Origin of the sequence: Streptomyces microflavus, from assembly GCF_014650075.1 — a bacterium.
In the GTDB taxonomy this organism is placed as follows: Bacteria; Actinomycetota; Actinomycetes; order Streptomycetales; family Streptomycetaceae; genus Streptomyces; species Streptomyces microflavus.
This window is the reverse complement of the sequence record NZ_BMUG01000003.1, coordinates 394,485-420,371: the sequence shown is the minus strand read 5'-3', so window position 1 is coordinate 420,371 and position 25,887 is coordinate 394,485. Positions and strand designations below refer to the sequence as shown.

Sequence of the window (25,887 nt, the reverse complement as noted above, 5' to 3'; positions counted from 1 at the left end):
CTGAGCGGCAGGCCGGGTACGTGGTACCACGTGAAGCCACTTCCCACGACTCCCCCGGCCACGGACTCTTCGACACCTCTCAAGAAGGCTCTGACCACGCCGTTGCTCTACTTCTTCATCCTGGGAGACGTCCTCGGAGCAGGCGTGTACGTCCTGGTGGGCCAGGTCGCCGCCGAGTCCGGCGGTGCCGTATGGGCCCCCTTGCTCGCGGCGTTGTGCCTGGCTCTGCTGACAGCCGCCTCCTACGCGGAGCTGGTCACCAAATATCCGCGCGCGGGCGGCGCATCGCATTACGCCACCCTGGCCTACGGGCCGTTCCTCGGGTTCCTCGCCGGATTCTGCATGCTCGCGGCCGGCGTCGTGTCGGTGGCCGCCCTCACCCGAGGGTTCGGCGGCGACTACCTGTCCGAGTTCGTCTCCCTGCCCGTGGTGCTGGTGACGCTGGTCTTCCTGGCCGCGCTGGCGCTGCTGAACGCGCGAGGCATCAGCGAGTCGACCCGGGCCAACGTCGTCGCCACGGTCATCGAAGTCGGTGGACTGCTCCTGGTGATCGGGCTCGGCGCCTGGATCGTGCTGCGCGGCGACGGAGACACGGCAAGGCTCACGGACCTCGGCACCTCGCGTGAGGGCCCCGTGGCAGCCCTGCTCAGCGGTGCGGTGCTCGCCTACTACTCGTTCGTCGGGTTCGAAACGTCCGTCAACGTGGCCGAGGAGACCCGTGACCCCCGTCGCTCGTATCCCCGGGCGCTCTTCGGCGCGCTCCTCACCGCAGGCGCCGTGTACGTCCTGGTCGGCGTGGCGGCAGCGGTGGCCGTGCCGACCGCAAAGCTGACGGAGTCCAGCGGGCCGCTCCTGGAAGTCGTCCGCACGGCGGGAGGAGTCCCCACAGAACTCTTCAGCGCCATCGCCCTGGTGGCGGTCGCGAACGGAGCGCTGCTGACCGGCATCATGTCCTCGCGCCTGGCCTACGGCATGGCACGGGACGGTCTCCTGCCCCGCTTCCTGACGAAGGTCCTCCCCGGCCGGCGCACCCCCTGGGCCGCCATCGCCACGACCACCGCGCTCGCGCTGCTCCTCGCGCTGACCGGCGATGTGGCGACGCTCGCCTCCACGCTGGTCGTGCTGCTCCTGGCGGTCTTCTTCCTCGTCAACACCTCACTCCTCGTGCTGCGTCGCGACGCGGTGTCCCGGGACCATTTCCGGGCGCCGACCCTCGTTCCGGTCCTCGGAGCCGTGTCCTGCGTCGTGCTCGCCACCCAGATCGAACACGACGTCTGGCTGAGGGCACTTCTCGTCATGGCCGTCGGCGCCGGGCTCGGCGTCATCGCCGCGGTACGGTCACGACGGTCCTCCTGACGGGTGTCTTCAGTGTTCCTGCCGTAGCCGTACGTCCTCTCCGGATGACCCATCCTGCGGCCTCGCTGGAGGGGTCGCGGATCGCCCAGGGCTTCCCCGCCTGCCGGCTGCGGCAGGTTGAGCACAAGTCCGTACGCAGGAGGCGCGGGAGGACGCGGCGTCGGTCGTGCCCGTCCCGGGCAGGCCGGATGCGGAGAAGCGGGCCGCAGCCTTTCGGCTCCCTCGTGTTGCTGCTTCTCGGCCCGCGATCCGGTCCGTGCCCCGGGTGCCACTCATGTGCTGTCTGCCGATCAGGGCACTTCTGGAATATTCCCGTGTCTTATCTGACTTTTACGACGATTCATGGCATCCCTTAGGCGATCAGGTGATCAGTACGACAATCATCCCGGTTTGAAGGAGCCTTCATGCGCATCCCCAGTTCCGTCCGATCCCGCAGTGCCCGCACGGGCGCCAAGGTGGCCGTCGCGGTCGCAGTCGCCGGTGCCACTCTGGCCGGAGCACCCGCCGCCTACGCCCTCCCCGGCGACAGCGGTGACATCGACATCCGCTCGGTCAGCTGGCACTCGCGCGGTGACCGCGACGGGGTCGAGGTCTGCAAGTTCGTGCTGTCGGCGAGCAACTTCGAGTCGTTCCCCTCGGTCCCCTGGACGATTACCGAGCAGCCCCCGACCGTGCCGCCGGGCACCACCCTGCTGGACACCCTTCCGCTCATCAACGGCAGTGCGCGCAGTGAGCAGTACCGGCTCCCGGAGGGCACGTACCAGCTGGTGTGGGTCGTCCCGGCGGGCCCGAAGCAGAAGAGCTTCAAGGTCGAGTGCCCCGACCGCGGTCACGGCGGCGGCAAGCCTCACAAGCCGCAGAGGCCCATCGGCGGGGTCCCCGCGGGCGGCGGGGGTGTCCCGGACATGGAGCCCATCAGCTCCGAGGGCGACTCGAACGTCGGAGCCGCCGCCGCGCTGGCAGCCGGGGCCGCAGGCGCCGCGGGCCTGATCATGATGCGCCGGTCCGCACGTCGCCGTGCCCGTGGCGAGGCGTAACGTCCGCTGCCGACGGCGACGACGGGGACCGTCGCGCGCGTGCCGTCTCACCATGACGCTGTGCGTGACGTTCTCTCTGGTGGCCGGCATCGTCTGGGTGTCCTCGGACTCCGCCGAGGACACCCAGGCGGTCGCCGCCCGCGGCAGCGACGCCGCAGGCGGGGGGCGGGAGTCGTTCCGACGGGCACCGCACAAACCAGAGAAGCACGTGCCCGCCTCGCACACCCCCCTGGTGCCCTCCCGCCCCCTGAAGGTCGCCATTCCCGCCATCTTCATCGAGGCGGCGGTCACCGGACTCGGCCTCGATACGAAGGGCCGGCTCGAAGCCCCGCCGTTGAGCAAGCCCAAGCTGACGGGCTGGTACGAGAAGGGGCCGTCGCCCGGTGAGAACGGCACGGCCCTGCTCGTGGGCCACCGGGACACCAGGACCGGCCCCGCCATCTTCCTCAACCTCAACGCACTGCGCCGGGGCGACAAGGTCAACGTGGTGCGCGCGGACCGCAGAACCGCGGTGTTCACGGTGGACGCGGTGAATACGTACACGAAGGATAAATTCCCCGACGACAAGGTGTACGGGGAGACCGGGCGGCCCGAACTCCGGCTGCTCACCTGTGGCGGGCGTTTCGACGAGAAGGCGGGATACTCGGCGAATGTGGTGGTCTTCGCCCACCTCACATCACTGAAGAAAGCAGCGGCCTGAACGCCGCGCCCGGACTCGGCCGGTACCTCGGAGACGAGGTACCGGCCGCCCTCACGCCCGAAGCGGAGACTGGCTCCGACCCTCCTCGCCGCGAACAACCGCTCCGGCAACGCCATGTTGAGCGCCTTGATAGCCGGCCGCAGGTAGTGGGTGGTGAGTATGCGCAGGAAGTAGGAGTGCGCCATCAGGACGACGCCCGCGTCGCCGAGCCGCGATGCCTCCTCCCGCACCAGCGCCCTGCTCTTCGACCGCAGCCGCCGCCGGACGAGCTGAGGCACGGGTTTTCCGAACCATCGCTCGTCCTTCGTCGTGGCGTGATTCCTCATGGAGGACATGCGGTTGCAACGTCCAGGCCGGCCACGACCCGGCAGGCGTGGGTGTACATCCGCCCTCCTCGCTCTGAACGCGGTTATCCGAGAGAGGCCGATCCGGACCGCGAATGCGGAAGACCCAGGGCTTTCCGTCGATCGGCGGTTCATGGCGTCGGAGTATCCGACCGGTGCGTGGCACCGGAGGCGGGTCGACACCCTGGGGCTGGATGAGAACGGCAGTCCGGTGATGATCGAGTTCGAGGTGCTCGTCCGGAAGGTGTTGGGCGCGGAGGCCGCCGAGTCGATCGACCGGGCCCTTGCCGCGCAGGGCCGGCGGGTCCATGTCCGTCGCGGCGATGGCCCTGCCGTTCTCGGTGCTGCGTCGCGGGGCGAATGCGACACTCGCAACATGACCGGAACCGGGCAGCAGACGGACCAGCAGCTCGAACGAGCCATCCTGGAACTGCTGGACGCACGCGCGCCCGCCGCGACCATCTGCCCCTCCGACGCCGCACGTGCGGTCCACGCCGGGGACGACGACGGCTGGCGTGCGCTCATGGAGCCGGCCCGCCGGGCGGCACGGCGGCTGGTGGCGGCCGGCGAAGTGGAGATCACCCAGGGCGGCCGTCCCGTCGCGCCGGCCGAGGCGCGTGGCCCGATCCGCATTCGCCGCGTGCGCTGAGACCGCCCGGGGGGGGCGCCACCGAGCGTGGGTACCCTCAGGCCGCCGCCCCCGACAGGTCCCGGTGGATGGGCTCCGCCCCGCCGGTCAGCGGCAGGCCCGTGCCGCCGCGCCGGGCCGCGACGATCTCCGCGGCGATGGACAGGGCCGTCTCCTCGGGCGTACGGGCGCCGAGGTCCAGGCCGATGGGCGACCGCAGGCGCTTCAACTCCCCCTCGCCCAGCCCGGCCTCGCGCAGTCTCCGCAGCCGGTCCTCGTGGGTCCGGCGTGAGCCCATGGCACCGACGAAGGCGACGGGCCTCCGCAGCGCCTCCGCGAGGAGCGGCACGTCGAACCGGGCCTCGTGCGTGAGCACGCACAGCACCGTGCGTCCGTCGGTCCGGGTGCGGCGCAGATAGCGGTGCGGCCAGTCGACGACGACCTCGTCCGCCTCGGGGAACCGGGCCCGGGTCGCGAAGACGGGCCGGGCGTCGCACACCGTGACGTGGTGGCCCAGGAACTTGCCGGCCCGCACCAGCGCCGCGGCGAAGTCGACGGCACCGAACACGATCATGCGGGGCGGTTCCACGCTGGTCTCGACAAGCAGGGTGAGCCCGCCTGGGCAGTGCGAGCCGTCCTCGGAGAGGGTGACGGTGCCGGTGCGGCCGGTCTCCAGCAGGGCCCGGGCCTCGGCCGCCGCCGTACGGTCCAGCTCGGCGTGGCCGCCTAGCCCGCCCTCCTGGGTGCCGTCCGGGCGGACGAGCAGGGACCGTCCCAGGAAGCCGTCCGGACCGCGCACCACCCGGGCCAGGGCCGCTGCCGCTCCGGATGCCGCGGCGGACAGCGCGGCCCCCAGCACCTGCCGCCCCGGCGCGTTCGCCCGGACCGGCGTCACCAGGACGTCGATGACTCCACCGCAGGTCAGGCCGACGGCGAAAGCGTCCTCGTCGCTGTAGCCGAAACGTTCGCGCACGGCCCGGCCGTCCTGGAGGGCCTGGGCGCACAGCTCGTAGACCGCGCCTTCCACACAGCCGCCGGAGACCGAGCCGATCGCCGTACCCTCGCTGTCGACGGCGAGGGCGGCGCCGGGCCCCCGCGGGGCGCTGCCGCCGACGGAGACGACGGTGGCGACGGCGAACTCCCGCCCCTGCGCCATCCAGCGGTGCAGCTCGTCGGCAATGTCAAGCATCGGCCGATCCGCCGTCCGCCGGGGCCGTGCCCGTGCCCGCCCGGTCCGACGCCGACGCCGACGCCGACGCCGACGCGGCGAGGATCCGGTCGGGGCGGATCGGCAGATTCCTGTGGCGTACGCCGGTGGCGTGCCACACCGCATTCGCGACGGCCGCCGCCGCGCCGACGATGCCGATCTCCCCGACGCCCTTGATGCCGACCGGGTCGTCCGGGTCGTGATCGTCCACCCAGTCGGCCTCGACGGCGGGAACGTCGGCGTGCGTCGCCACGTGATAGCCGGCCAGGTCGGGGGCGTAGTGGCGGCCGGTGTTGCGGTCGCGGACCGCCTCCTCGTGCAGGGCCATGGAGATACCCCAGGTCATCCCGCCGACGAGCTGGTTGCGGGCGGTGAGCGGGTTGACGATCCGGCCCGCGGCGAAGATGCCCAGCATGCGCAGCACGCGGACCTCGCCGGTGTCGACGTCCACGGCGACCTCCGCGAACTGGGCCCCGAAGGAGTGCCGCTCCTTCTGCGCGAGGGCGCGGAGGGCTTCGGTCGTGTCGGAGCGCACCGTGATCCCCTCCGGGGGGATGGTCCTCGTCACCGCGAGCCGCTCCCGCAGTTCGGCGGCGGCCGCCGTGATCGCCCAGGCCCAGGAGCGGGTTCCCATCGATCCGCCGGCGATCATCGCGGGGCCGAAGTCGCTGTCACCGATCCGGACCCGGACGCGTTCGGGCACGGTCTCCAGGGCGTCGGCGGCGATCAGGGTGAGCGCGGTGCGGGCGCCGGTGCCGATGTCGGCGGCGGCGATCCGTACGGTGAAGGAACCGTCGGCCTCCGCCGTCACCAGGGCCGTGGAGGGGCCCGCTCCGGCGCCGAAGGACGCCGCCGCCGTTCCGGTGCCCAGCAGTCGGCGTCCCTCCCGGCGCACGCCGGGGCGCGGGTCGCGGTCGGCCCAGCCGAACCTGCGGGCCCCTTCGCGGAAGCAGGCCGCCAGGTTGCGGCTGCTGAACGGGAGCCCGGAGACGGGCCCGGCATCCGGCTCGTTGCGCAGGCGCAGTTCGATCGGGTCGAGGCCGGTGCGTTCGGCGAGTTCGTCGAGGGCCGCCTCGATCGCGAACGACCCCGGTGCCTCCCCCGGGGCCCGCATCCAGGTCGGGGACGGCACGTCGAGCCGTACGACGCGGTTGGCCGTGCGGTGGGCGTCGGCGTCGTACATCACCCGGGCCACTCCCGCGCTCGGCTCGACGAACTCGTACACGGTCGACGTCTGGTTGAGCGAGCGGTGCTCCAGGGCCCGGAGCCTGCCGTCGGGGTCGGCCCCGAGCCTGACCCGCTGAGTGGTGGGGCTGCGGTATCCGGCCAGCGAGAACGTCTGGCGGCGGGTCATCACCACCCGCACCGGCCGGTGCAGCGCGGTGGCGGCCATGACGGCGGACACCTGATGAGCACGCAGGCCCTTGCTGCCGAAGCCGCCGCCTATGTGCTCGGAGCGCACCCGCACCGAGGACGCGTCGAGCGAGAACATCGTGGCCAGTTCGGACTGGACCCAGGTGGTGCCCTGGTTGGAGTCGACGACCTCCAGCCGGCCACCGTCCCACCGGGCGGTCGCGGCGTGCGGTTCCATCATGCTGTGCTGTTCCTCGGGAGTGGTGTACTCCTCGTCCAGCACGACCGCGGAGGCAGCGAGTTCGGCCTCCAGATCCCCCTTTCCGGTCTCCGCGGGCATATGGCCTGCGGCGGCGTAGGCTGCGGGGTCGTCCGCGACCAGCACGGTGTCGTGCGGCTCCTCGTCGTACATCACCACGAGCGCCTCGGCCGCCTCCCTGGCCTGCTCGGGGGTCTCGGCGACGACCAGGGCGACCGGCCAGCCGGCGAAGGGGACCCGGTCGTCCTGGAAGACGGCGGAGGCCGGGTCCGGCGGGGTGCCGAGCATGCCGATGTAGTCGGTGTGCAGGCGCGGGGCGTTGCCGTGGTGCAGCACGGTGAGGACGCCCGGCATGCCGAGGACCGGGGCGGTGTCGATCGTACGGATGCTGCCGCGGGTGACGGTGGAGAGGACCAGCCAGCCGTGGGCCAGCTCGGCGAAGGGGATCTCACCGGCGTAGCGGGCCGCGCCGGTGACCTTGTCGCGGCCCTCCACGCGGGTGTGGGCGGTGCCGACGGCGCCGCGCAGCGCCCGGGGGCCCGGCGTGGTGGTGGTCATCGGAGGTCCCCCTCGGCCAGTTCGGTCAGGACGGAGACCACGAGGTTGCGCATGAGGGTCACCTTGTATCCGTTGTCGGGCAGCGGCCTGGCGGCCGCGAGTTCGGCGTCCGCGGCGGCGGCGAACGTGGCGCCGGTGGCCGGAGCGCCGGTCAGGACGGACTCGGCCGCGCGAGCACGCCAGGGCCGGGAGGCGACGGCCCCGAGCGCGAGCCGGGCTTCTCGTACGCGTCCGTCCTCGATGTCCAGAGCGGCGGCGACCGAGCCGATGGCGAAGGCGAACGAGGCCCGTTCGCGCACCTTGCGGTAACGGGAGCGGGCGGCGACGGGCGCCGCCGGCAGGCCGATGTGGGTGATCAGCGCGCCCGGCGGCAGGGTGGTCTCGCGGTGCGGGGTGTCACCGACGGGGAGGTAGAGATCGGTGAGCGGCACCTCGCCCGGCCCGTCGGGGCTCTCGTACGCCACCTGGGCGTCGAACGCCGTCAGGGGCACGCCCATGTCGGAGGGGTGCGTGGCCACGCAGTGGTCGGAGGCGCCGAGGACCGCGTGGTTGTGGTGCTCACCGGCCATGGCCGGGCAGCCGCTTCCCGGGACGCGCTTGTTGCATGGACTGCTCACGTCGGAGAAGTAGCCGCAGCGGGTGCGCTGGAGCAGGTTGCCTCCGATGGTGGCCATGTTGCGCAGCTGACCGGAAGCACCGGCCAGGACGGCCTGGGTAAGCGCCGGATAGCGGCGCCGGACTTCGGGATGGGCGGCGAGGTCGCTGTTGGTGACGGTGGCGCCGATGCGCAGGCCGCCGTCCGCGGTGGGTTCGATGCGGTCCAGGGGCAGTTCGCGGACGTCGACGAGTCGGCCGGGCCGTTCCACGCCGGCCTTCATCAGGTCGACGAGGTTGGTGCCGCCCCCGAGGAACCGTGCTTCCGGGTCGGCCGCGAGCAGGGCGACCGCGCCGGTGACGTCGTGGGCGCGCCGGTAGTCGAACTCCCTCATGCGGCGGCCTCCTCGACGGCTGCGGTACGGGCCTCTTCGTGGGCCTCGGCGCCACGGGCGACCGCCTGGACGATCGAGACATAGGCGCCGCAGCGGCACAGGTTGCCGCTCATCCGCTCGCGGATCTCGTCGGGCGTCAGCGGGAGTGGTGGTGTCTCGGGGCGTACGTCGTCCGTGACGGCGCTCGGCCAGCCGGCCGCGTGTTCCTCGATGACGGCGATGGCCGAGCAGATCTGGCCGGGTGTGCAGTAGCCGCACTGATAGCCGTCGAGGTCGAGGAAGGCCTGCTGGACGGGGTGCAGGTCGTCGCCGTCGGCGATGCCTTCGATGGTGGTGATCTCGCGCCCCTCGGCCGCGACCGCGAGGGTGAGGCAGGAGACGACGCGGCGCCGGTCGAGCAGGACGGTGCAGGCCCCGCACTGCCCTTGGTCGCAGCCCTTCTTGGTGCCGGTGAGGTCGAGGCGCTCGCGCAGGGCGTCGAGCAGCGTGGTGCGGTGGTCCACGGACAGGTGGTGCTTCTCATCGTTGATGTGCAGAGTGATCGGGCTGGTGGTCGACGCGGGCGCTGGGGCCATGATCAGCCTTCTTCGGTGTCCGGTGACGGGAGTTCGGCGCTGCGGCAGCGGTCCGGGGGCGGCCGCCCGGTGCATGCCGGGGGCGCGCCGCGCTAAGGTGGACCTAACCGGACTACTGTCCGCTTCACTCGCCAACGTAACGGACAGCTGTCCGCTTTCACAAGGACGGGATTCGGCCACGAACCCGTGAGGAGGACGCGTGTCCCAGCCGAAGAAGGACGTTCCCCTGCGGTCGGACGCGCTGCGCAACCGCGAGCGCATCCTGCACGTCGCCATGGCCGAACTGACGGTGCGTCCGGACGTCCCTCTGAGCACGATCGCCAAGAAGGCGGGCGTCGGGCAGGGCACGTTCTACCGCAACTTCCCGCACCGCGAAGCGCTCGTCCTGGAGATCTACCGCTACGAGATGCAGCAGGTGGCCGACGCGGCCGCCGAGTTGCTGTGCGCCCGCGCACCCGAAGCGGCCCTGCGCGAGTGGATGGACCGGCTCGCCCTCTTCGCGATGACCAAGGCGGGCCTCGCGGACGCCATCCGGCTGGTCACGAGCGCGCCGGGCGGCCCGGCCAAGCCCGGCCCGGCCCCGGTGATGGCCGCCGCCGGAGCACTGCTCCGCGCCAACGAGGAGGCCGGCACCATCCGGACCGGAGTGACGCCGGAGGACTTCTTTCTCGCCATCGCGGGCCTCTGGCAGCTCGATCCGCGGGAGGACTGGCGGCCGAGGGCATCCCGGCTGCTGGACTTCGTGATGGACGGACTGCGCGCGGGGGCGCCCGGCCGCTGACCGGCCGGGCCGACCGGGCCGGTCATCCGTCGGCGGGCCCGGGTCGGGCCGGGGCCGGCGACTCCGGGTCCTCGTCGGTGAGTTCGGGTTCGAGGCCCTCGGTCACGTCGCTGCGGCGGCGCCCCGCATCGGTCCGCCAGGCCTCGAAGGCCCAGCCGGTCAGGACCACGACCGCGGCGCCGAGCAGCCAGCCGCCGATGACGTCGCTGAACCAGTGCACACCGAGCGCGATCCGGGTGAAGCCCACGCCCAGCACCGACACCACCGCCACGGCCCAGCACAGCGCACGCCAGGCGCGCGGCACCATCGGCAGCAGGACCAGGAGCAGCACGGCGAACGACGTGGTCGCCGTCATCGCGTGCCCCGAGGGGAAGGAGTAGCCGGGCGCCTGGGCCACCGGGTCCTCCAGGGACGGCCTCGCCCGCTCGACGACCACCTTGACCAGCACCCCGGTCAGCGCGCCGCCGGTCGCCGTCACCGCCGCCCAGGCGGCGAGGCGCCAGGCGCGCCGGTGCAGGAGCCACAGGGTGAGCAGGGCGACGGCGATCCGCAGGGTCGCCGGGTCCCACACCCAGTCGGACAGGACGCGCAGCGTACCGGTCCACGCAGGGTGTTCGAGGGCGATGCCGTGCAGTCGGCGGGCGGCCCCCGCGTCGATGCGCCGCAGCGGGGGCCAGCTCGCCTCGACGAGGACCAGGAGCAGGGCGAAGGGGATCGCGGCGGCGGCCGCGGCGGCCACGGCTGCCAGCAGGCGGATGCCGAAGCGGCGGTCGGCGCGGCGGGCGCGGGGGCCGTCGGCGTGCGGCGTCATGGTGGGTGCGGGCATTCGGGTTCCTGGATCGGCGGTGGTCGGACCGGGCCTCGGCCGGGCGGCTTCCCACCGGGCGGCGGCGCCGGGGAAGCGTGTGCTTCCCCGGCGTTACCCCGCCTGCCCGCGCAGCCGTAGGTCAGGCCTGCCAGAACCGGGCCCGTAACGGATCTACCAGCTCACATGGAGCCTCCGCGGGCTGCGTGACGTCGTTCCGGTCCGCCAGACGACCGAGTCCGGGGGCTCCGACAGGTGCAGGCCGGGGAAGCGGGCGGCCAGGCGGTGCAGGGCGATCTGGAGTTCCGTACGGGCCAGCCAGGCGCCCAGGCAGTAGTGGGCGCCCGCCCCGAAGGAGAGGGTGGGGGCCTCCAGCGGGGCGAACAGGTCGTCGAGCGTGTGACGGGGGAAGACCTCGGGGTCCCGGTTGGCAGCCCCACAGTCGGCCAGGACGACCGCACCGGCGGGAATCGTCACCCCGCCGACCTCGACGTCCGTGGAGGCGTGGCGTGCCGTCCCCCTGTCGTCGCCCAGCGGGATGAGGTGGATGAGCCGGTCCGCCACCCTTCCGGCCGCCTCCCCGTCCGCGCCGATACGGGGCCAGCTCTCCGGGCGGTCGCCGAGGAGGAAGAGCAGTGCGTTGCCCAGCATGGTCATCGTGCTGTCGTGGCCCCCGACGACGAGCCCGCACACCAGGCTCACCAGCTGCGCCTCGGGGAGCCCGCCCTCCTCGTCGGCGGCCCTCACCAGGCTGCTGATCAGGTCGTCGCCGGGGTCGCGCCGCCGCTCCGCGAGGAGCTCCGCGCCGAACGCGCTGAACTCCTTCAGTACGGATTCCACCTCCTCCCCGGAGTGGGAGCCGTCCGAGAACGCGTGCTCGCTCCAGTGGCGCATCCGGTCGCGGGCGGAGTCGTCCAGGCCCATCAGCCTGCTGATCACCGCCACCGGGAGCGGAAGGGTGAACTCCTCCACCACGTCGACCGGTCCCGACCGGCCCTCCAGCCGGTCCAGGAGCTGTTCCACGATCGCGGCGATCCACGGCCGCCAGCGGGCGACGGCCCTCGGGGTGAACGCGCGGCGCAGGGTCCGGCGCAGCCGCAGGTGGTCGGGGCCGTCCTGGTTGAACATCAGGTCGGGGTTGTTCACGAGGTCGGGTACGTCGGAGAGGGGCGGTGCGTCGGCGGCGTACAGCTGGGCCCGGCCGAAGCGGGGGTCGGAGAGCACCTGGCGGACGTCGGCGTGCCGGCTGACCAGCCAGGCGGGGGCGCCGCCCGGCAGTTCATCGAGGCGGGGCGGGCCCGGTTCCTCGAAGCGCAGGCAGTGCAGGGGGATCAGGGACGGGTCGGTGCCGGTGGGATCGGTGGTGGTCAACGTGCCTCCCGGGACGGGGCGTACAAGGGGGGAAGGATGGGGAGCGGCGGCAGACCTCAGAGCGCGACCAGCACCTTGCCCCGGCTCTCCGCCCGGTCGCGGTAGAGGCTCCCGTAGGCGGCGGGGATGGCGTCGAAGCCGTGGTGGAGGGTGTGGTCGCAGACGACCTCGCCGCGCCGGACCCGGCCGCCCAGTTCGGCGTGGAGGTCCTTCCAGTTCTGCTCGGTGAACCACTCCAGCGAGAAGATCCCGCGGACCGTCGCGCGCGGGAACATCAGGTAGGGCAGGAGGCGCGGGCCGGTCCCCTCGTTGCCGACCTGGGTCGCCCACTGCCAGCACACCGCCACCTGGCTGCCGACGTTGAGCATGGAGAACACCACGTCGGTGACGGTGCCGCCGAGGTTGTCGAAGTAGCGGTCGACCCCGTCGGGGGCCGCGCGGGTCAGCGCCTCGCGGACGGTGCCGGCGCTGTCGGTGTGCCGGTAGACGATGACCGTGTCGAAGCCGAGGCCGAGGAGGTACTCAGCCTTCTGCGGGGACGAGGTGGTCCCGATCACCCGGGCGCCCGCGAGCGCGGCGAGCTGGCCGACGAGCGCGCCGACCGCTCCGGAGGCCCCGCTGATGACGAGGGTGTCCCCGGGGCTGATGGTCATGTACTTGGCGAGGGTGCCCCAGGCCGTCATCCCGGGCCCGCCCATCACGCTCAGCGCGGTCGGGAGCGGCAGGGCGTCGTCGTACCACCCGGGGTCGAGTCTGCGGTAGGCCGGGAAGACCATGGGGAACGTGCCGGTCTGCCAGAGCTCGGCCGCGCCGGTGGAGACGACGTGGGAGCGCCAGCCGCCGAAGCCCTGCACGAGGTCGCCGACGCGGTGGGCGGCGCGCGGCCCGGCCTCGACCACCTCCATGATCGAGTCGGCGCCCATGTGGGTGCCGATCGGGGTGTCGAGGGCGATGCCCTGGAGGTAGGGGTCGACGGAGACGTACAGCGTGCGCAGGAGCATTTCGTCGGGGGCCAGGGTCACGTCGACGTTCTCGACGACCTTCTCGTAGACGCGGTCCACGTCGGGCACGCCCTCGACGTGCTCGCGGACCACCCATTTCTCGATCTTCATGTGCTCTTCCCTGACGTCGGTACGGGGATGACGCGGTGGGTCGGCGGGGGCGCGGTGCGGTCGACCGACGCGGTGAAGGGTTTGCCGTCGTCGCGGCAGATGAACTGCATGACGTGGCGTCCGGCGGCGGCGGCCCGGATCAGCCCGCCGGTGGTGGCCCAGACGCCGGACTGGTAGAAGTCCGTCAGGCCCGGCAGCCCCGGGCCGTGCTTCTTGACGAGCTCTTCGAGCGTCTCGCCGCTCTCCACGAAGGGCTGCCAGCCCAGCACCGTGCCGTCGTAGTTGCCGGTGTAGCGGACCTGGGTGAGCGGGCTGGAGACATCGCGTACGACGATGGCGTCGCGGATGCCGGGGAAGCGCTGTTCCAGGAAGTCCACGAGCGTCTCGCGTGCTCGCCGTTTGGCCGCGTAGTAGCCGCGGCCGTGACGTACGGGCAGGGTGTGCAGCTCCTGGCCGCCGCGGGTGCGGGTGACCTGCTCGGGCCCTTCGTCCAGGGCCCGCCAGGGGGCGATGTCGCAGAAGTACGTGGCGTAGACGACGGTGGTGCCGTCCGGGGAGAGTTCGGGGAAATGGCGGTTGCGGAACTGGACGTTGATGCTGGCGTGGCGGATGCCGGTGAGCTCGGCCGCCGTGGCCTCGTCGAGCAGGTACGTCGTGCAGGGGTCCCCTTCGGGGAAGGGGCGGGAGAGGCCGAGGAAGAGGGTGAAGTAGCCGGGGAAGACCATGCCCGGTTCGTGGATGGTCCGCGTGTAGAGCTTGCGGTACTCCTCGCCCAGGTATTTCCCCTCCAGGAACTTCATGGTGGTGGTGTAGCCGTCGCAGGCCGACACCACGATGTCGGCGCGCAGTTCATGGCCGTCGCTGAGCCGGACGCCCACCGCGCGGTCGTCCTCGACGATCACCGTCTCGACCTTCGTGTTGTACGAGATCTCCCCGCCGAGCCGCCGGTAGCGGGCCTCGATCGACCGGGCGAGACCGAGGGAGCCGCCTTCGGGGACACCCGCGGAGAGGTTGGCGTGGGAGGCGAGCTGGAAGTGGAAGGGCAGGACGGGGAAGTTCGGGTGCTTCTCGTACAGGATGAAGTTGAACGCCTCCCGCAGGAGCGGGTCCTTGAACTTCGCCGAGTACTCGGTCATCAGGACGGTGATCGTGGTACGGACGGCGTTGAAGTACGGGAGGAACGAGGCGAGCATCCGCCAGCGCTCCACGCGGCCCATCAGCCCGACGGGTTTGAGGAACGGGTAGACCGCAAGCGCCTTGCGGAAGCTGCGCAGTTGGGCGCAGAACTTGCGTACGGTACGGGCGTCGGCGGGCGAGATCCCGATGAGGTGGGCCTCCAGCCGGTCCGGGTCGGAGTAGAAGTGGACGGCCCGGCCGTCCTGCCCGCGCACGACGTTGAACACGTCGAAGTGGCGGATCTCCTTGCCCTGCAAGGCGCCCAGCTCCAGCCAGATCTGGTGCATCTCGTTGCCGGGGCCGCTGCCGAGGAGCCAGCTGACGCAGGCGTCCAGGGTGAATCCGCGGCGCTCCCAGGCGGTGCAGCAGCCACCGGGCAGTTCGTGCATCTCCAGGATGTGGGTGCGGTAGCCGTTCATCCGGGCGTAGCAGCCGGTGGAGAGGCCTCCCAGGCCGGCGCCGATGATGATCATCGATTCCCGGGGGCGGCGGGGGTCGCGACTGGTCCTGTCGGTCATGAACTGGTGTCCTCCCGTGCTGACCACCGGTCGAGCTGGGGCAGGTCGCCCAGCTTCCCGGTGTGCCAGGGCTCGGTGGCTTCGCTCTCCCACGCCCGGAATTCCAGGCCCAGTTCGCGGCAGAGGTACTGGGTGGCGAAGCGGCCGGTGGAGGCGGCGCGGATCAGACCGCCCATGCCGACCCACTGGCCCGCCATGGAGAAGCCGCTCAGGCCGGGGAGCCGCATCCGGTCCCGCCCGACCAGGCGGGCGGCGACGTCGTCGGCGTCGGAGAAGGCCTTCCAGGCGAGGATGGAGCCGTTGTGGTTGCCGGTGTACCGGTGGGTGGTGGCGGGCGAGGCGACGTCGACGAGGTCGATGCGGTCGCCGATGCCCGGGGAGCGGCGCTCCAGGAAGGCGCGGACGAAGTCGGCCACCTCCTGCTTGCGTCGGCGGTACTCCTTGCGGTCCCTGGTGCGCAGCTCCTTCCAGTAGGCGTAGTCGCTGAAGTAGGTGCAGTGCAGGACGGAGCGGCCCGGGGGTGCGAAGCCGTCGGAGTACCGGGAGCGGGCCTGGACGACCAGGCTGTTCTGCAGGGCGCCGGGGAGGCCCTTCCCGTCCTCGTCGGACAGGAGGTGGGTGGTGCTGTGGGCCTCGCCGGGGTCGAGGTCGCCGCGCAGTCCGACGAAGGCGGAGACGACCGCGGGGAAGAGGGTGCCGGGCCGTTGGAGGAGGTCGGTGTAGAGCTTGTCGATCCTGGGGCCGGTGTACCGGCCGCCGAGCAGCCCGTAGACGGTGGTGTGGCCGTCGGCGGCGGAGACGACGTGTTCGGCGAAGTAGCGTTTCCCGTTGCGGAGTTCGATGCCGATGGCGCGGTCGTTCTCGACCAGGACCTTCTCCGTACGGGCCCGGTAGGTGACGTTCCCGCCCAGGCCCAGGTAGCGCTCCTCGACGGACCGGGAGAGGCCCAGCGAACCGCCTTGCGGGAAACCGGCGTTGAGGTGGTACGCCGCCGCCATGTTGAACAGGTACGGCAGGAGCGGGAAGCCCTCCGGGTCCTGGAAGAAGATGTTGCGGAAGGCCCGCCGCAGCAGCGGGTCCTGGAACTTGTCGGCGAAGACGTGCATGGGGGTGGCTGCCGTCCGCCAGAACAGCCGGAAGGCAGGCAGCACCGTGCGCAGGGTCGCCGCCCGCTCCCGTACGGTCCGCAGCGCGGGTGCCGTCAGGAACGGGTACAGGTCGATGGCGATGAACCGCTTCAGGTCGCGGGTGAAGGCCCGGATCAGGGGCGCGTCCGCGGGTGAGACCGCCAGCAGGTGGGCTTCGAGCCGGTCCGGGTCGTTGTAGAAGGTGACCGAGCGGCCGCTCTCGTCCTCGACCTTGTTGAACAGCTCGAAGTTGGTGACCGTCTTGCCGTCGAGTGCGCCCAGCTCCCGCCACACCTGGTGGGCGTCATTGCCGGGCGCGGTGCCGATCAGCCACTCGATGCAGTAGTCGAAGAGGTAGCCGTCGCGGGACCAGGCGGTGCAGCAGCCGCCGGGAAGTACGTGCTTCTCGAAGATCCGGGTCCTGGCTCCGCTCATCTGGGCGTAGCAGCCGGTGGAGAGGCCGGCCACGCCCGCGCCGATGACGATGACGCGGGGCGGGGTGCCGGGGGTGCGCTCGCGGCTGCTCCAGTCGTCGGCCGTGTCCGGGGTGGTGCGGGTGTCATCCGCCATGGGCCGCGTCTCCCGTCAGTACGGTGCGTACCAGGGCGGCGTTGCGGGTGAGGTGCTTGGGGTCGAGCATGTCGGCGTGGAGGCCGGAGCCGCGCAGCACGACGGTGGTGCCGGTGGAGCTGCCGTGCCACGTGCCGTGCTCCCCGGCCGCGTACAGGGCGGTCTTCTCCTGGTCGGTGATCACGCTGACCGGTGCGGCGACCGTTCCGGTGTTGGGGGTGCGGCCGCAGAAGGTGAGGTACTCCGCGGCGTGGGCGAGGGTTTCGCGAGCGACGGCGTCCGACCCGGTGTGTTTGCGCAGGTGCTCCGCGAGTTCGGCCTCGAAGACGCGGATCCCCTCGTCCCCGGGCTCGTAACGCTCCATGATGCGGCGGGAGTCGAGGATGACGACGTGGCCCACCCGGCGTCCGCGCCGCTCCAGCTCCTTGGCCGTCTCGAAGGCGAGGTTGCCGCCGAGGGAGTAGCCGAGGAGCAGGCACGCCCCCTCGGGCCGGGCTGCCTCGATCAGGTCGGCGTACCGGGCCACCTTGTCGTCGCCCGGCAGGTAGTTGAAGCCGATGACGGCGTACTCCGGGAGCTGGGCGGCGAGGCCCCGGTAGACGAGCCCGTGGCCGCCGGCGGGCGGGAAGCAGAAGAGGTGCGGGGCCTGCCCGGAGTTGAAGGTCAGATAGGGGAGTTCGTCGGTGCTGGTGCTGTGCAGGACCTCCTGCATGGTGGCGGCCATACCGTGCAAGGTGGTGACCTGGTAGAGGCGGCTGACGGGGACGCTCACGCCGAACTCGGTGCGCAGATGGTGGAGGAGCTCGATGAGCTTGATGGAGGAGCCGCCGACCTCGAAGAAGTCGTCCTCCAGGCCCACCTGTTCGAGGCCGAGCAGGGTCTTCCAGTGCCGGGCCACGCTGATCTCGTAGAGCGTCACCGGCTCCTCGTGGGGCCGCTCCCCGGTCTCGGCCCGGGGTGCGGGCAGCGCGGCGGTGTCGACCTTGCCGTTGGCGGTGAGCGGCAGGGCGGGCAGCTCGACGAAGTAGGACGGGATCATGTACGAGGGCAGCGAGCCGGCCAGGTGGCGGCGCAGGGCCCGCCGGTCGAGCGCGGCGCCGGGGGCCGGTACGCAGTAGGCGCAGAGCGCGGCCTCTCCCCCGGTGTCCGTGGTGACGGTGACGACGGCGCGGGCGAGCGGGGGCCACTGGGCGAGGTGGGCCTCGATCTCGCCGATCTCGATGCGGTGGCCGCGCAGTTTGACCTGGCCGTCCGTGCGGCCGAGCAGGTGGACGCGGCCGTGGGCGTCCCAGCGCGCGATGTCCCCGGTCCGGTAGAGCCGTTCGGGGCGGGCGCCCGGTCGTTTGCTGAGCGTACGGGTGACGAAGCGGTCCGCCGTCTGCCCGGGGTCCCCGGCATAGCCGAGCGCGACGCCTTCGCCACCGATCCAGAGTTCGCCGGGGACCCCGGGCGGGACGGGTTCGCCGTGGGCGTCCAGGACGTGGAGGGCGCTGTTGGACAGGGGCCGGCCGATCGGGACCATCAGGCCCGGTTCCAGGTCGTCGACGGGCCCCTCGAAGAAGGCGCTGTCGATGGTGGCCTCGGTGAGGCCGTAGGAGTTGACGAGCCGTGTCGCGGGACCGCACAGCTCGCCGAGCCGCTGGTACTCCCCCACCTTCCAGGCGTCCGAGCCGACCACCAGGAGCCGCAGGAAGTCCAGCCGCAGCCCCTCCCGCGCGCAGTGGTCCATCAGGCCCCGCACCACCGCGGGTACGAACTCGGCGCAGTCGACCCGTTCCTGACGCATCGCCCGGTAGAGGCGCGCGGTGTCGAAGAGCAGGTCGCGGTCGGCCAGGACGAGGTTGCCGCCCGAGCAGAGCGCGCGGACCAGGTCGCCGGTGAACACGTCGAACGACGGCTCGGCCATCTGGAGGTGCACCCGGACGTCGGACTCCAGCCGGTACTCCTGGCGCCACGCGCCGTACGCGGAGGCGAGGTTGCGGTGGCTGACGCGGACGGCCTTGGGGCGGCCGGTGGAGCCGGAGGTGGTGATGACGTACGCGGGTGAGTCCGGGGCGGCGTCCTGCCGGGGGCCGTCCGGGTGCGGCTCGGTCGCGTGCAGCGCGTCGAGGGTGAGGGTGATGACCGGCAGCGCCGCGGTCCCCTCGCGTGCTGGTTCGCCGGAGACGATGACGAGGTCCGCCCCGGTCGTCCGGACGAGGTGCGCGATGCGCTCGGCGGGCTGGTCGGGCCTGAGCGGCAGGTAGGCGCCGCCGGCCTTGAGCACGGCGAGGAGGGTGACGATCAGCTCCGGCGACTTGTCCAGGCAGACGACGACCACCGAGCCGGCCGTGACGCCCAGGGTCCGCAGCCGGGCGGCCCCCTCGGCGGCCCGCCGTTCCAGCTCCCCGTAGGTCAGCCGGCGTGCGCCGCCGCCCGGGAGCGGCATGGTGACCGCGACGGAGGTGGGATGGGTGGCGGCGACCTCGCCGATCAGCTCGTGGACCGCGGTGAACGGCGAATCCTCGGTGGCCGGGGGCAGGGCGGGGCGGCTCCACTCCCCCACCAGTTGTTCCCGTTCCCGGTCGTCGAGCATCTCCAGCCGGGAGGCGGGGTGTTCACCGGGCGCCCGGGTCATCCGGTCGAGCAGGCGGGTGTAGTGGGCAGCCATCCGCCGCATGGTCTGCGGGAGGAAGAGGTCGGTGTTGTATTTGAAGACGCAGTGGAAGCGGTGCTCCGACTCGTCCTCGTACGCGGAGAGGGTGATGTCGAACTGGCCTTCCTCCTCGGGCAGTTCGATGTACTCCAGCCGGTAGCCGTACTGCTCGGTGGCGACCTTGTGGGTGAGCAGGATGAACATCGCCTGGAAGACGGCCGAGCGGCTGGGGTCGTGCTGGAGGCCCAGCTCGTCGACGAGGAGGACGAACGGGTACTCCTGGTTGTCCAGGCCGCCCAGGACCGTCCGGCGGACCTGTTCCAGGAGTGCGGCGACCGTGGGGTCGCCGGTGAGGTCGGCGTGGAGCGGGAGCGGGTTGACGAAGTAGCCGTAGACGGAGGCGAAGTCCTGCCGGGTCCGGCCGGTGACCGGGGAGCCGACGACGATGTGGTCCTGCCCGGAGTAGCGGTGGAGCAGCAGGTAGTAGGCGCTGAGCAGCACCATGAACGGTGTGACGTCGTGGGCGCGGGCCAGGGCGTGGACACGGGCGCTGAGTTCGGCGTCGAGCACGAAGAACTCGGAGGCCCCGTTGTGGGTCTGGACGGCCGGGCGCGGTTTGTCGGTGGGGAGGTCCAGGAGGGGGACCTCGGCGGGGAGGTGGGAGCGCCAGTAGTCGAGCATTCCGGCGGCCTCGCGGCCGGCGAGGAAGGTGTTCTGCTGGTTGAGGAAGTCCAGGTAGCGGGCCTGTACCGGGGGCAGTTGGGGAGCCTGTCCCTGGCGCAGGGCCTCGTAGACCTGGAAGAGTTCCTCGATGAAGGTGAACGTGGAGATGGCGTCCGAGACGATGTGGTGGACGGCCTTCATGATGACCCAGCGGTCGTGCCCGCGCTTGAAGAGGCGGAAGCGGACCAGGGGGTCGTGGGCGAGGTCGTAGGGCTTGCGGTACTCCGCGACGATGGTGGCGTGGATGGTGTCCCAGTCCTCGCCCTGCACGTCGAAGAGGGCGAGGTCGGGTTCGGCGTCCTCGGAGACCCGCTGTACGGCCTGCCCGTCCTCCAGCAGGAAGTTGGTGCGCAGGGCCGGGTGGCGGGCGATGAGGCGGCGGACGGCCTCGAACATCAGGTCCGGTTCGAGGGCGACGTTCACCTCGACGGCTCCGCCGATGTTGTAGGCGTACCCGTCGGGGTTGAGGTGCTTGAGGAACCAGAGGGCCTTCTGGTTCTGCGTCAGCGGATAGCGCGAGGGGTCGTCGTGAAGTGCGACGGCCCGTGCCGTAGCGCCGGGGTCATCGGCCGAGGCCAGTTCCGCCAGGCCGTCGTGGAGCTGTGCGGCCAGCTCTCCGGCCGGGGTTCCGCTGAGCAGGGCGACCACGGGCAGGGCGACTCCGAGCTCGGCGTGGATGCGGGCGCGCAGCTCCATCGCCAGTAGGGAGTCGAGTCCCAGCCGGCCGAGCCCTTCGGCGGGGTCGATGCGGTCCGGGCCGGTGCGCAGGACGGCGGCGGAGAGTGCGGCGAAGCGTGTCCCGACCAGGGAGCGGCGGGTCTCCTCGTCGGCGGCGCGGAAGGTGTCGAGGAAGCCGTTGCCCTGTGCGGCGGCCGGGGGCGGGGCGGCCGCCGCGGCGAGGGCGGTGACGAGCGGGGGCGGGGACGGGTACCAGGCCAGGAAGGTGGGCCAGTTGACGACGGTGGCGACGACCAGTTGGGCGTGCTCCTGGCCGATGACGCGTTCCAGGACGGCCATGCCGGCGTCGGGGGCCAGGGAGCTCATGCCGCGGCTGTGCAGGTAGTGGTCGACCAGGCCGAGTTCCTCGATCATGCCGGTGGCCCAGGGGCCCCAGTCCAGGCTGAGCGCGGGCAGTCCCTGGGCCCGGCGGTGGTGGGCGAGGGCGTCCAGGAAGGCGTTGCCCGCCGCGTAGTTGGTCTGTCCGGCGGTGGTGAGGAGGGAGGCGATGGAGGCGAAGAGGACGAAGTGGTCGAGGGGTTCGTCCCGCAGGTGCCGGTGGAGGAGGTGGGCGCCGACGGTCTTGGGGTCGTGGACGGCGTCGAAGGCGGGCCGGTCCAGTTCGGTGACCAGGGTGTCGCGGACCTGTCCGGCGAGATGGAACACCCCGCGCACGGGCGGGGAGCCGGCGCGCCGGTAGGCGTCGAGCCAGCCGGTCAGGGCGTCCTCGTCGGTGATGTCGAGCGGGGCCAGGACGGCCTGGGCGCCGAGGTTCTCCAGCTCGCGGAGCAGGCCGACCGCGCGGCCCTCGGCGGTGGCGGGGTCGGTGGAGCCCCACTTCTCGCGGGCGGGCACCGGCGTGCGCCCCACCAGGATGAGCCTGCGGGCCCCGCGCCGGACGAGCGTGCGGCACAGCAGCCGGCCGAGTGCGCCGAAGGCGCCGGTCACCAGGTAGCTGCCGTCGGCGCGCAGCCGCAGCGGCAGCGGCCGGGTCAGGCCCTCGGCGGGGCGGAGGCGGCTGGTGCGGCGCACGCCCGCCCGCAGGGCGATCTCCTCCTCGTCGTCGGTCAGCGCCTCGCGCAGGATCTCCTCCGCCTCGGCGACGGCCCCGGCGGGGCCCGGCCGGCGCTCGGGGTCGAGGTCGATCAACTTGCCCGGGTGGTCGATGAGTTCCTGGTGGCGCAGGACCCGGCCGACGCCCCAGGCGGGGGCTCCCAGGGGTTCGACGGGCTCGTCGGGCAGGACGGGCTGGGCGCCCCGGGTGACGATGTGGAGCCGGCCGGCGGAGCCTCGGGCGAGGAGGGTCCGGGCCAGGGCGATCAGGGAGTACGAGCCGGGGCCCGTGTGGTCGCGGACGGCCTGCGGGTCGCAGACGGCGAGGGAGGGCCGGTCGAGGTTCCACAGGTGCAGGACGGCCCCTCGGAACGGCTCACCGCCCCGGTCCAGGTCGGCGAAGAGGCGCTCCAGGTCGGCGGTGGACCCCGGCTCCACGGTGAACGAGCCGTCCGGTCCCGCCCCGGCGTACGCCTCGCCCCGGCGCACCAGGTGGCAGCGTTCGCCCCGGGCGGCGGCGAGCGTCGCGAAGGCGTCGGCGACGCCCTGGGTGTCGGCGAGGACCAGCCAGCCGTGGTCCCGGGCCGTTATGGCGGCCGGCGCGAGCGGGTCCTCCTCCCCCGGCTCCGGGCACTCCGTCCAGACCGTCTCCGCGAGCCAGGAGTCGATCGTGGTCCGGGCGACGGCGGTCGCCGCCTTCTCCACGTCGGCGGCGCGGAACCCCTGGATCCGGCCCAGCGGGGCACCGTCGTCGGCGTACAGGGCGATGTCGCCGAGCGTGGTGTCCGCGTCAGCGGGGCGCACGGTCGCGTGCACCCATAGCGGCTGGTCGCCGATGGGTTCGAGGGCGACCTCCTCCAGCGAGAGGGGCAGCCTGATGCCGGCCTCCGGTGCCGGGTCCCCGAGGAGCTGCGGGGTCAGCAGCGCCTGGAAGCAGGCGTCGAGCAGGACCGGGTGGAGGTGGTGGCCGGAGGCGTCGACCCCCTCGGGCGGGCGGATCCGGGCGAGGACCTCCCCGGCGCCGATCCACACCTCCTCGATGGCGCGGAAGGCGGGGCCGTAGTGGTAGCCGAGGGCGGCCAGCGCGGTGTAGCAGTCGGGGCCGTCGAGCCGGCGGACGGTGCGGGCGCGGATGGCGGCGGCGTCAAGAGGGGCTTTCGCCCTGCGGCGCTGTCCGGTGCGGACGACCCCGCTCGCGTGTACGGTCCGCTCCCCGTCGTCCCCCGTCGCGGCGGAGGCGACGGTGAAGGACGCGTCCTGTGAGGAGAGCGCCACCTCCACGTTCCGGTCCTCGCCGTCGGGCAGGAAGAGCGCCTTGCGCAGGTCGATGTCGGCGAGGACGGCGGTGGTGGCGCCGGTGAGCCGGAGGGCGGCCTGGGTCGCCATCTCGATGTAGCCCGCGGCGGGGAACACCACGGTGTCCTGGATGCGGTGGTCGGCGAGGTAGGGCAGGGACTCGGTGTCCAGCCGGGCCTGCCAGACCGGTTCCGTGCGGTCGGTGCGGCGGCCCAGGAGCGGGTGGTCGATGTGGCCCAGACGGACCTGGGCGACCGCCCGGGGCTCCGTCCAGTGCCGGTCGCGCCGGAAGGGGTGGCGGGGCAGGGTGACCGGCCGACCGGAGGGCTGGAGGAGGTCCCAGTCGATGTCGGCGCCCAGGTTGTGGAGCGAGGCGAGGGAGAGCGCGAACCGCTCGCTCTCGTCCTCCTGGCGGCGGATCGAGGGCAGCGTCGACCCGGCCGCCCCCGTGGCCTCCAGGCATTCGCGGATGGCGTGGCCGAGGACGGGATGGGGGCCGATCTCCAGGAAGACGTGGTGGCCGTCGGCGGCGAGGCGGTCGACGGCGGCCCGGAACCGCACCCGTTCGCGTACGTTCTTCCACCAGTAGTCGGCGTCCAGCTCACCGCCCCGGGCCACGCCTTCGGAACCCGTGAGGTAGAGCGGAAGGTGAGCCGGGCGCGGCTCCAAGGGAGCCAGTGCCGTGAGCAGGTCATCCTTGATCCGCTCCATGCCGACGCTGTGGTACGGAACTTGTACGGTGAGGAACTTGGCGAACAACTGCTCGGCCCGCAGCCCCTCGGCCAGCAGGGCCAGGGCGTCCGCCTCTCCGGCGAGCGTGATCGAGGTGGGGCTGTTGACGGCGGCGATCGAGACCCGGTCCCGGTGGGGGCGGACCCGGCGCTCCGCCTCGTCCTCGGTCAGGCTCACCGCGAGCATGGTGCCCGTCCCGGCCAGGGTCTGCTGGAGGCGGCTGCGGTGCACCGCGATCCGGGCCGCGTCCTGGAGGGAGTAGACGCCCGCCTCGTAGAAAGCGGCGATCTCCCCGGTGCTGTGTCCGACGACGGCGTCCGGGGTGACGCCGTGCGCCCGCCACAGGGCCGCGAGACCGACCTGGAGGGCGAAGTTGGCGGGCTGGGCGAGCCAGGTCTCGCCCATGCGGGAGGCGGATTCGTCGGCGGACAGCTCCTCGATCAGGGACCAGTCGGCGAACTCCCGCAGCGCGCGGTCGCATCGGGTGACCGCCTCTCCGAATACGGGTTCGTCCCGCAGGAGTTGGCGGCCCATCCCCCACCACTGGGGTCCCATACCGGTGAAGACCCAGACCAGGCGCCGCGCTTCGGCGTCCCGTGCGCGGTCCTGCACGACCCTGGGGTGGGTCTCGCCCCGCTGGACGGCGGCGAGTGCCTCGTCGAGGGAGGCGCGCGAGGAGTGGACGACGGAGAGCCGGTGCGGCAGGTGCTGGCGACGGTGGGCCAGGGTGTGGCCGAGGTCGGGCAGTGCCACCGCAGGGCCGTTCTCCCCTGCCAGTTCGCCGCGGATGCCGGCCGCCAGCTCCGGGAGGGCGTCCGGGTGCCGGGCGCTGAGCGGCAGGATGCTCCAGGCCCGTTCCTCGGGAGCGGCTGCGTCCTGGGCGGGTGCCGGGGCCTCCTCCAGGACGACGTGGGCGTTGGTCCCGCCGAATCCGAACGAGTTCACACCGGCCCGGGCGGGGCCCTCGTGCTCGGGCCAGGGGGTCGGCCGGGTGGGGATCTCGTACGGCAGCGAGGCCTGGTCGATGGCGGGGTTGAGGCGCTCCAGGTTGATGTGGGGCGGGATGTGCCGGTGTTCGAGGCAGAGGACGGTCTTGATCAGCCCGGCGATTCCGGCGGCGGACTCGGTGTGCCCGATGTTGGTCTTCACGGATCCGACGTACGCGCGGGCCCCCGGCTTGCGTCCGACGGCCAGGGCGCGGGCCAGGGCTCCCGCCTCGATCGGGTCGCCGACGGGGGTGGAGGTGCCGTGCGCCTCCATGTACTGGAGGTCGCCGGGCGCGATGCCGGCCTCGGCGCAGACCCGGCGGATGAGGGAGACCTGGGCGTCGGGGTTGGGCACGGTGATGCCGTTGGTGTGGCCGTCCTGGTTGACCCCGCTGCCCAGGATCACCGCGTGGATCCGGTCCCCGTCGCGGACGGCGTCCTCCAGCCGCTTCAGCGCGACCAGGCCGACGCCTTCGGCCCGTACATAGCCGTCGGCGGCGGCGTCGAACGTACGGGAGTGGCCCCCGGGCGACAGGAAGCCGCCCTTCGTCTCGGCGATCGTGTACTGCGGGGCCATGTTCAGCAGGGTGCCGCCGGCCAGCGCGAGATCGGTCTCGCCCCGGCCCAGGGCCTGGCAGGCGAGGTGGACGGCGACCAGGGAGGAGCTGCACGCGGTGTCGATGGAGAGGCTGGGGCCGCGGAAGTCGAAGCAGTACGAGATCCGGTTCGACACCATCGTCATCATGGTGCCGGTGGCGGTGTGCGCGGCCAGCGAGGTGAAGCCCAGGTCGGCGAACTGAAGGATCTTGTAGTCCAGGGTGAACGCGCCGACGTAGACGGCGACGTTCTCGCCGGCCAGGTCGGCGGGGCGCTGACCGCCGTCCTCCAGCGCCTCCCAGGCCACTTCCAGCAGTTTCCGCTGCTGGGGGTCCATGTGGTCGGCCTCGCGGGGGCTGATGCCGAAGAACGCGGGGTCGAACTCGTCGAAGCCGTCGATATAGCCGCCGCGGCCGCCGACGAGGCGCCCGGGTTTGTCGCGGAACCGGCTGCCGAGCGTGGTCACGTCGTACCGGTCGGGCGGGGTGGGCGTGATGCAGTCCTTGCCCGCCATCAGGTTCCGCCAGAAGGTCCGGTGGTCCGAGGCGCCGCCGGGAAGGCGGCAGCCCATGCCGATGATCGCCACCTTCTGACGTAACGCGTCTGTGGTCGCGTCGGTCGCTTCGGCCATGTCGAACTCCTCAAGTGGTCGTGGTGTGGCGGGAGATGGCTGCGGCGGGGT

15 protein-coding genes and 1 pseudogene are annotated in these 25,887 nt (G+C 72.3%); 6 read left to right on the top strand and 10 right to left on the bottom strand.

Annotated features, from left to right (window positions below; genetic code table 11):
• Positions 1-30 precede the first annotated feature (30 nt).
• The 5 genes and pseudogenes from IE264_RS10825 (at position 31) to IE264_RS10810 (ending at position 4,086) form a co-directional block, all read left to right on the top strand.
• On the top strand, positions 31-1,356 hold the full coding sequence (locus IE264_RS10825) for an APC family permease (RefSeq protein WP_032756809.1): 1,326 nt from the start codon (positions 31-33) through the stop codon (positions 1,354-1,356).
• A gap of 404 nt (positions 1,357-1,760) precedes the next feature.
• Positions 1,761-2,393, top strand: coding sequence for a hypothetical protein (locus tag IE264_RS10820; RefSeq protein WP_032756810.1), 633 nt, complete (start codon positions 1,761-1,763; stop codon positions 2,391-2,393).
• Between the two features lie 52 nt (positions 2,394-2,445).
• Positions 2,446-3,093: a class F sortase gene (locus tag IE264_RS10815; protein ID WP_032756811.1), complete on the top strand. Its 648-nt coding sequence runs from the start codon at positions 2,446-2,448 to the stop codon at positions 3,091-3,093.
• Between the two features lie 471 nt (positions 3,094-3,564).
• A pseudogene (locus tag IE264_RS38795) lies at positions 3,565-3,666 on the top strand (DUF5655 domain-containing protein); the annotation flags it as partial.
• A 147-nt stretch (positions 3,667-3,813) separates the two neighbouring features.
• Positions 3,814-4,086: a DUF3253 domain-containing protein gene (locus IE264_RS10810; RefSeq protein WP_032757063.1), complete on the top strand. Its 273-nt coding sequence runs from the start codon at positions 3,814-3,816 to the stop codon at positions 4,084-4,086.
• 37 nt (positions 4,087-4,123) lie between these two features.
• Here IE264_RS10810 and IE264_RS10805 read toward each other — a convergent pair whose 3' ends face one another.
• The 4 genes from IE264_RS10805 to IE264_RS10790 are packed head-to-tail and all read right to left on the bottom strand — an operon-like array spanning position 4,124 to position 9,006.
• Entirely contained in the window at positions 4,124-5,254 is a 1,131-nt protein-coding gene (locus IE264_RS10805) for an XdhC family protein (RefSeq protein ID WP_032756813.1), read from the bottom strand.
• Positions 5,247-7,442 carry a xanthine dehydrogenase family protein molybdopterin-binding subunit gene (locus tag IE264_RS10800; RefSeq protein WP_032756816.1) on the bottom strand — a complete coding sequence of 732 codons (2,196 nt, stop codon included), beginning with the start codon at positions 7,440-7,442 and terminating at the stop codon, positions 5,247-5,249. Before IE264_RS10800 ends, IE264_RS10805 begins: the two co-directional genes overlap by 8 nt.
• Positions 7,439-8,431, bottom strand: a complete 993-nt coding sequence (locus IE264_RS10795) for an FAD binding domain-containing protein (protein WP_032756817.1) — start codon at positions 8,429-8,431, stop codon at positions 7,439-7,441. The genes IE264_RS10800 and IE264_RS10795 overlap by 4 nt, the downstream gene beginning before the upstream one ends.
• Positions 8,428-9,006: a (2Fe-2S)-binding protein gene (locus IE264_RS10790; RefSeq protein ID WP_015612801.1), complete on the bottom strand. Its 579-nt coding sequence runs from the start codon at positions 9,004-9,006 to the stop codon at positions 8,428-8,430. Before IE264_RS10790 ends, IE264_RS10795 begins: the two co-directional genes overlap by 4 nt.
• Before the next feature lie 199 nt (positions 9,007-9,205).
• Here IE264_RS10790 and IE264_RS10785 point away from each other — a divergent pair, with 199 nt between their 5' ends.
• The gene (locus tag IE264_RS10785) at positions 9,206-9,787 is read left to right on the top strand and encodes a TetR/AcrR family transcriptional regulator (RefSeq protein WP_015612800.1); all 582 of its coding nucleotides are present in this window, start codon (positions 9,206-9,208) and stop codon (positions 9,785-9,787) included.
• A gap of 22 nt (positions 9,788-9,809) precedes the next feature.
• Here IE264_RS10785 and IE264_RS10780 read toward each other — a convergent pair whose 3' ends face one another.
• The 6 genes from IE264_RS10780 to IE264_RS10755 form a co-directional block, all read right to left on the bottom strand.
• On the bottom strand, positions 9,810-10,613 hold the full coding sequence (locus IE264_RS10780; protein WP_051821806.1) for a phosphatase PAP2 family protein: 804 nt from the start codon (positions 10,611-10,613) through the stop codon (positions 9,810-9,812).
• 153 nt (positions 10,614-10,766) lie between these two features.
• Entirely contained in the window at positions 10,767-11,963 is a 1,197-nt protein-coding gene (locus tag IE264_RS10775) for a cytochrome P450 (protein ID WP_015612798.1), read from the bottom strand.
• A 56-nt stretch (positions 11,964-12,019) separates the two neighbouring features.
• The gene (locus IE264_RS10770; RefSeq protein ID WP_015612797.1) at positions 12,020-13,075 is read right to left on the bottom strand and encodes an MDR family NADP-dependent oxidoreductase; all 1,056 of its coding nucleotides are present in this window, start codon (positions 13,073-13,075) and stop codon (positions 12,020-12,022) included.
• Positions 13,072-14,769 (bottom strand): phytoene desaturase family protein, encoded by a 1,698-nt coding sequence (locus IE264_RS10765; protein ID WP_032756820.1) that lies wholly within the window; start codon positions 14,767-14,769, stop codon positions 13,072-13,074. Before IE264_RS10765 ends, IE264_RS10770 begins: the two co-directional genes overlap by 4 nt.
• Positions 14,766-16,466 (bottom strand): phytoene desaturase family protein, encoded by a 1,701-nt coding sequence (locus IE264_RS10760; protein WP_032756821.1) that lies wholly within the window; start codon positions 16,464-16,466, stop codon positions 14,766-14,768. Before IE264_RS10760 ends, IE264_RS10765 begins: the two co-directional genes overlap by 4 nt.
• Positions 16,456-25,836 carry a non-ribosomal peptide synthetase/type I polyketide synthase gene (locus IE264_RS10755; RefSeq protein ID WP_032756822.1) on the bottom strand — a complete coding sequence of 3,127 codons (9,381 nt, stop codon included), beginning with the start codon at positions 25,834-25,836 and terminating at the stop codon, positions 16,456-16,458. The genes IE264_RS10760 and IE264_RS10755 overlap by 11 nt, the downstream gene beginning before the upstream one ends.
• Between the last annotated feature and the right edge of the window lie 51 nt (positions 25,837-25,887).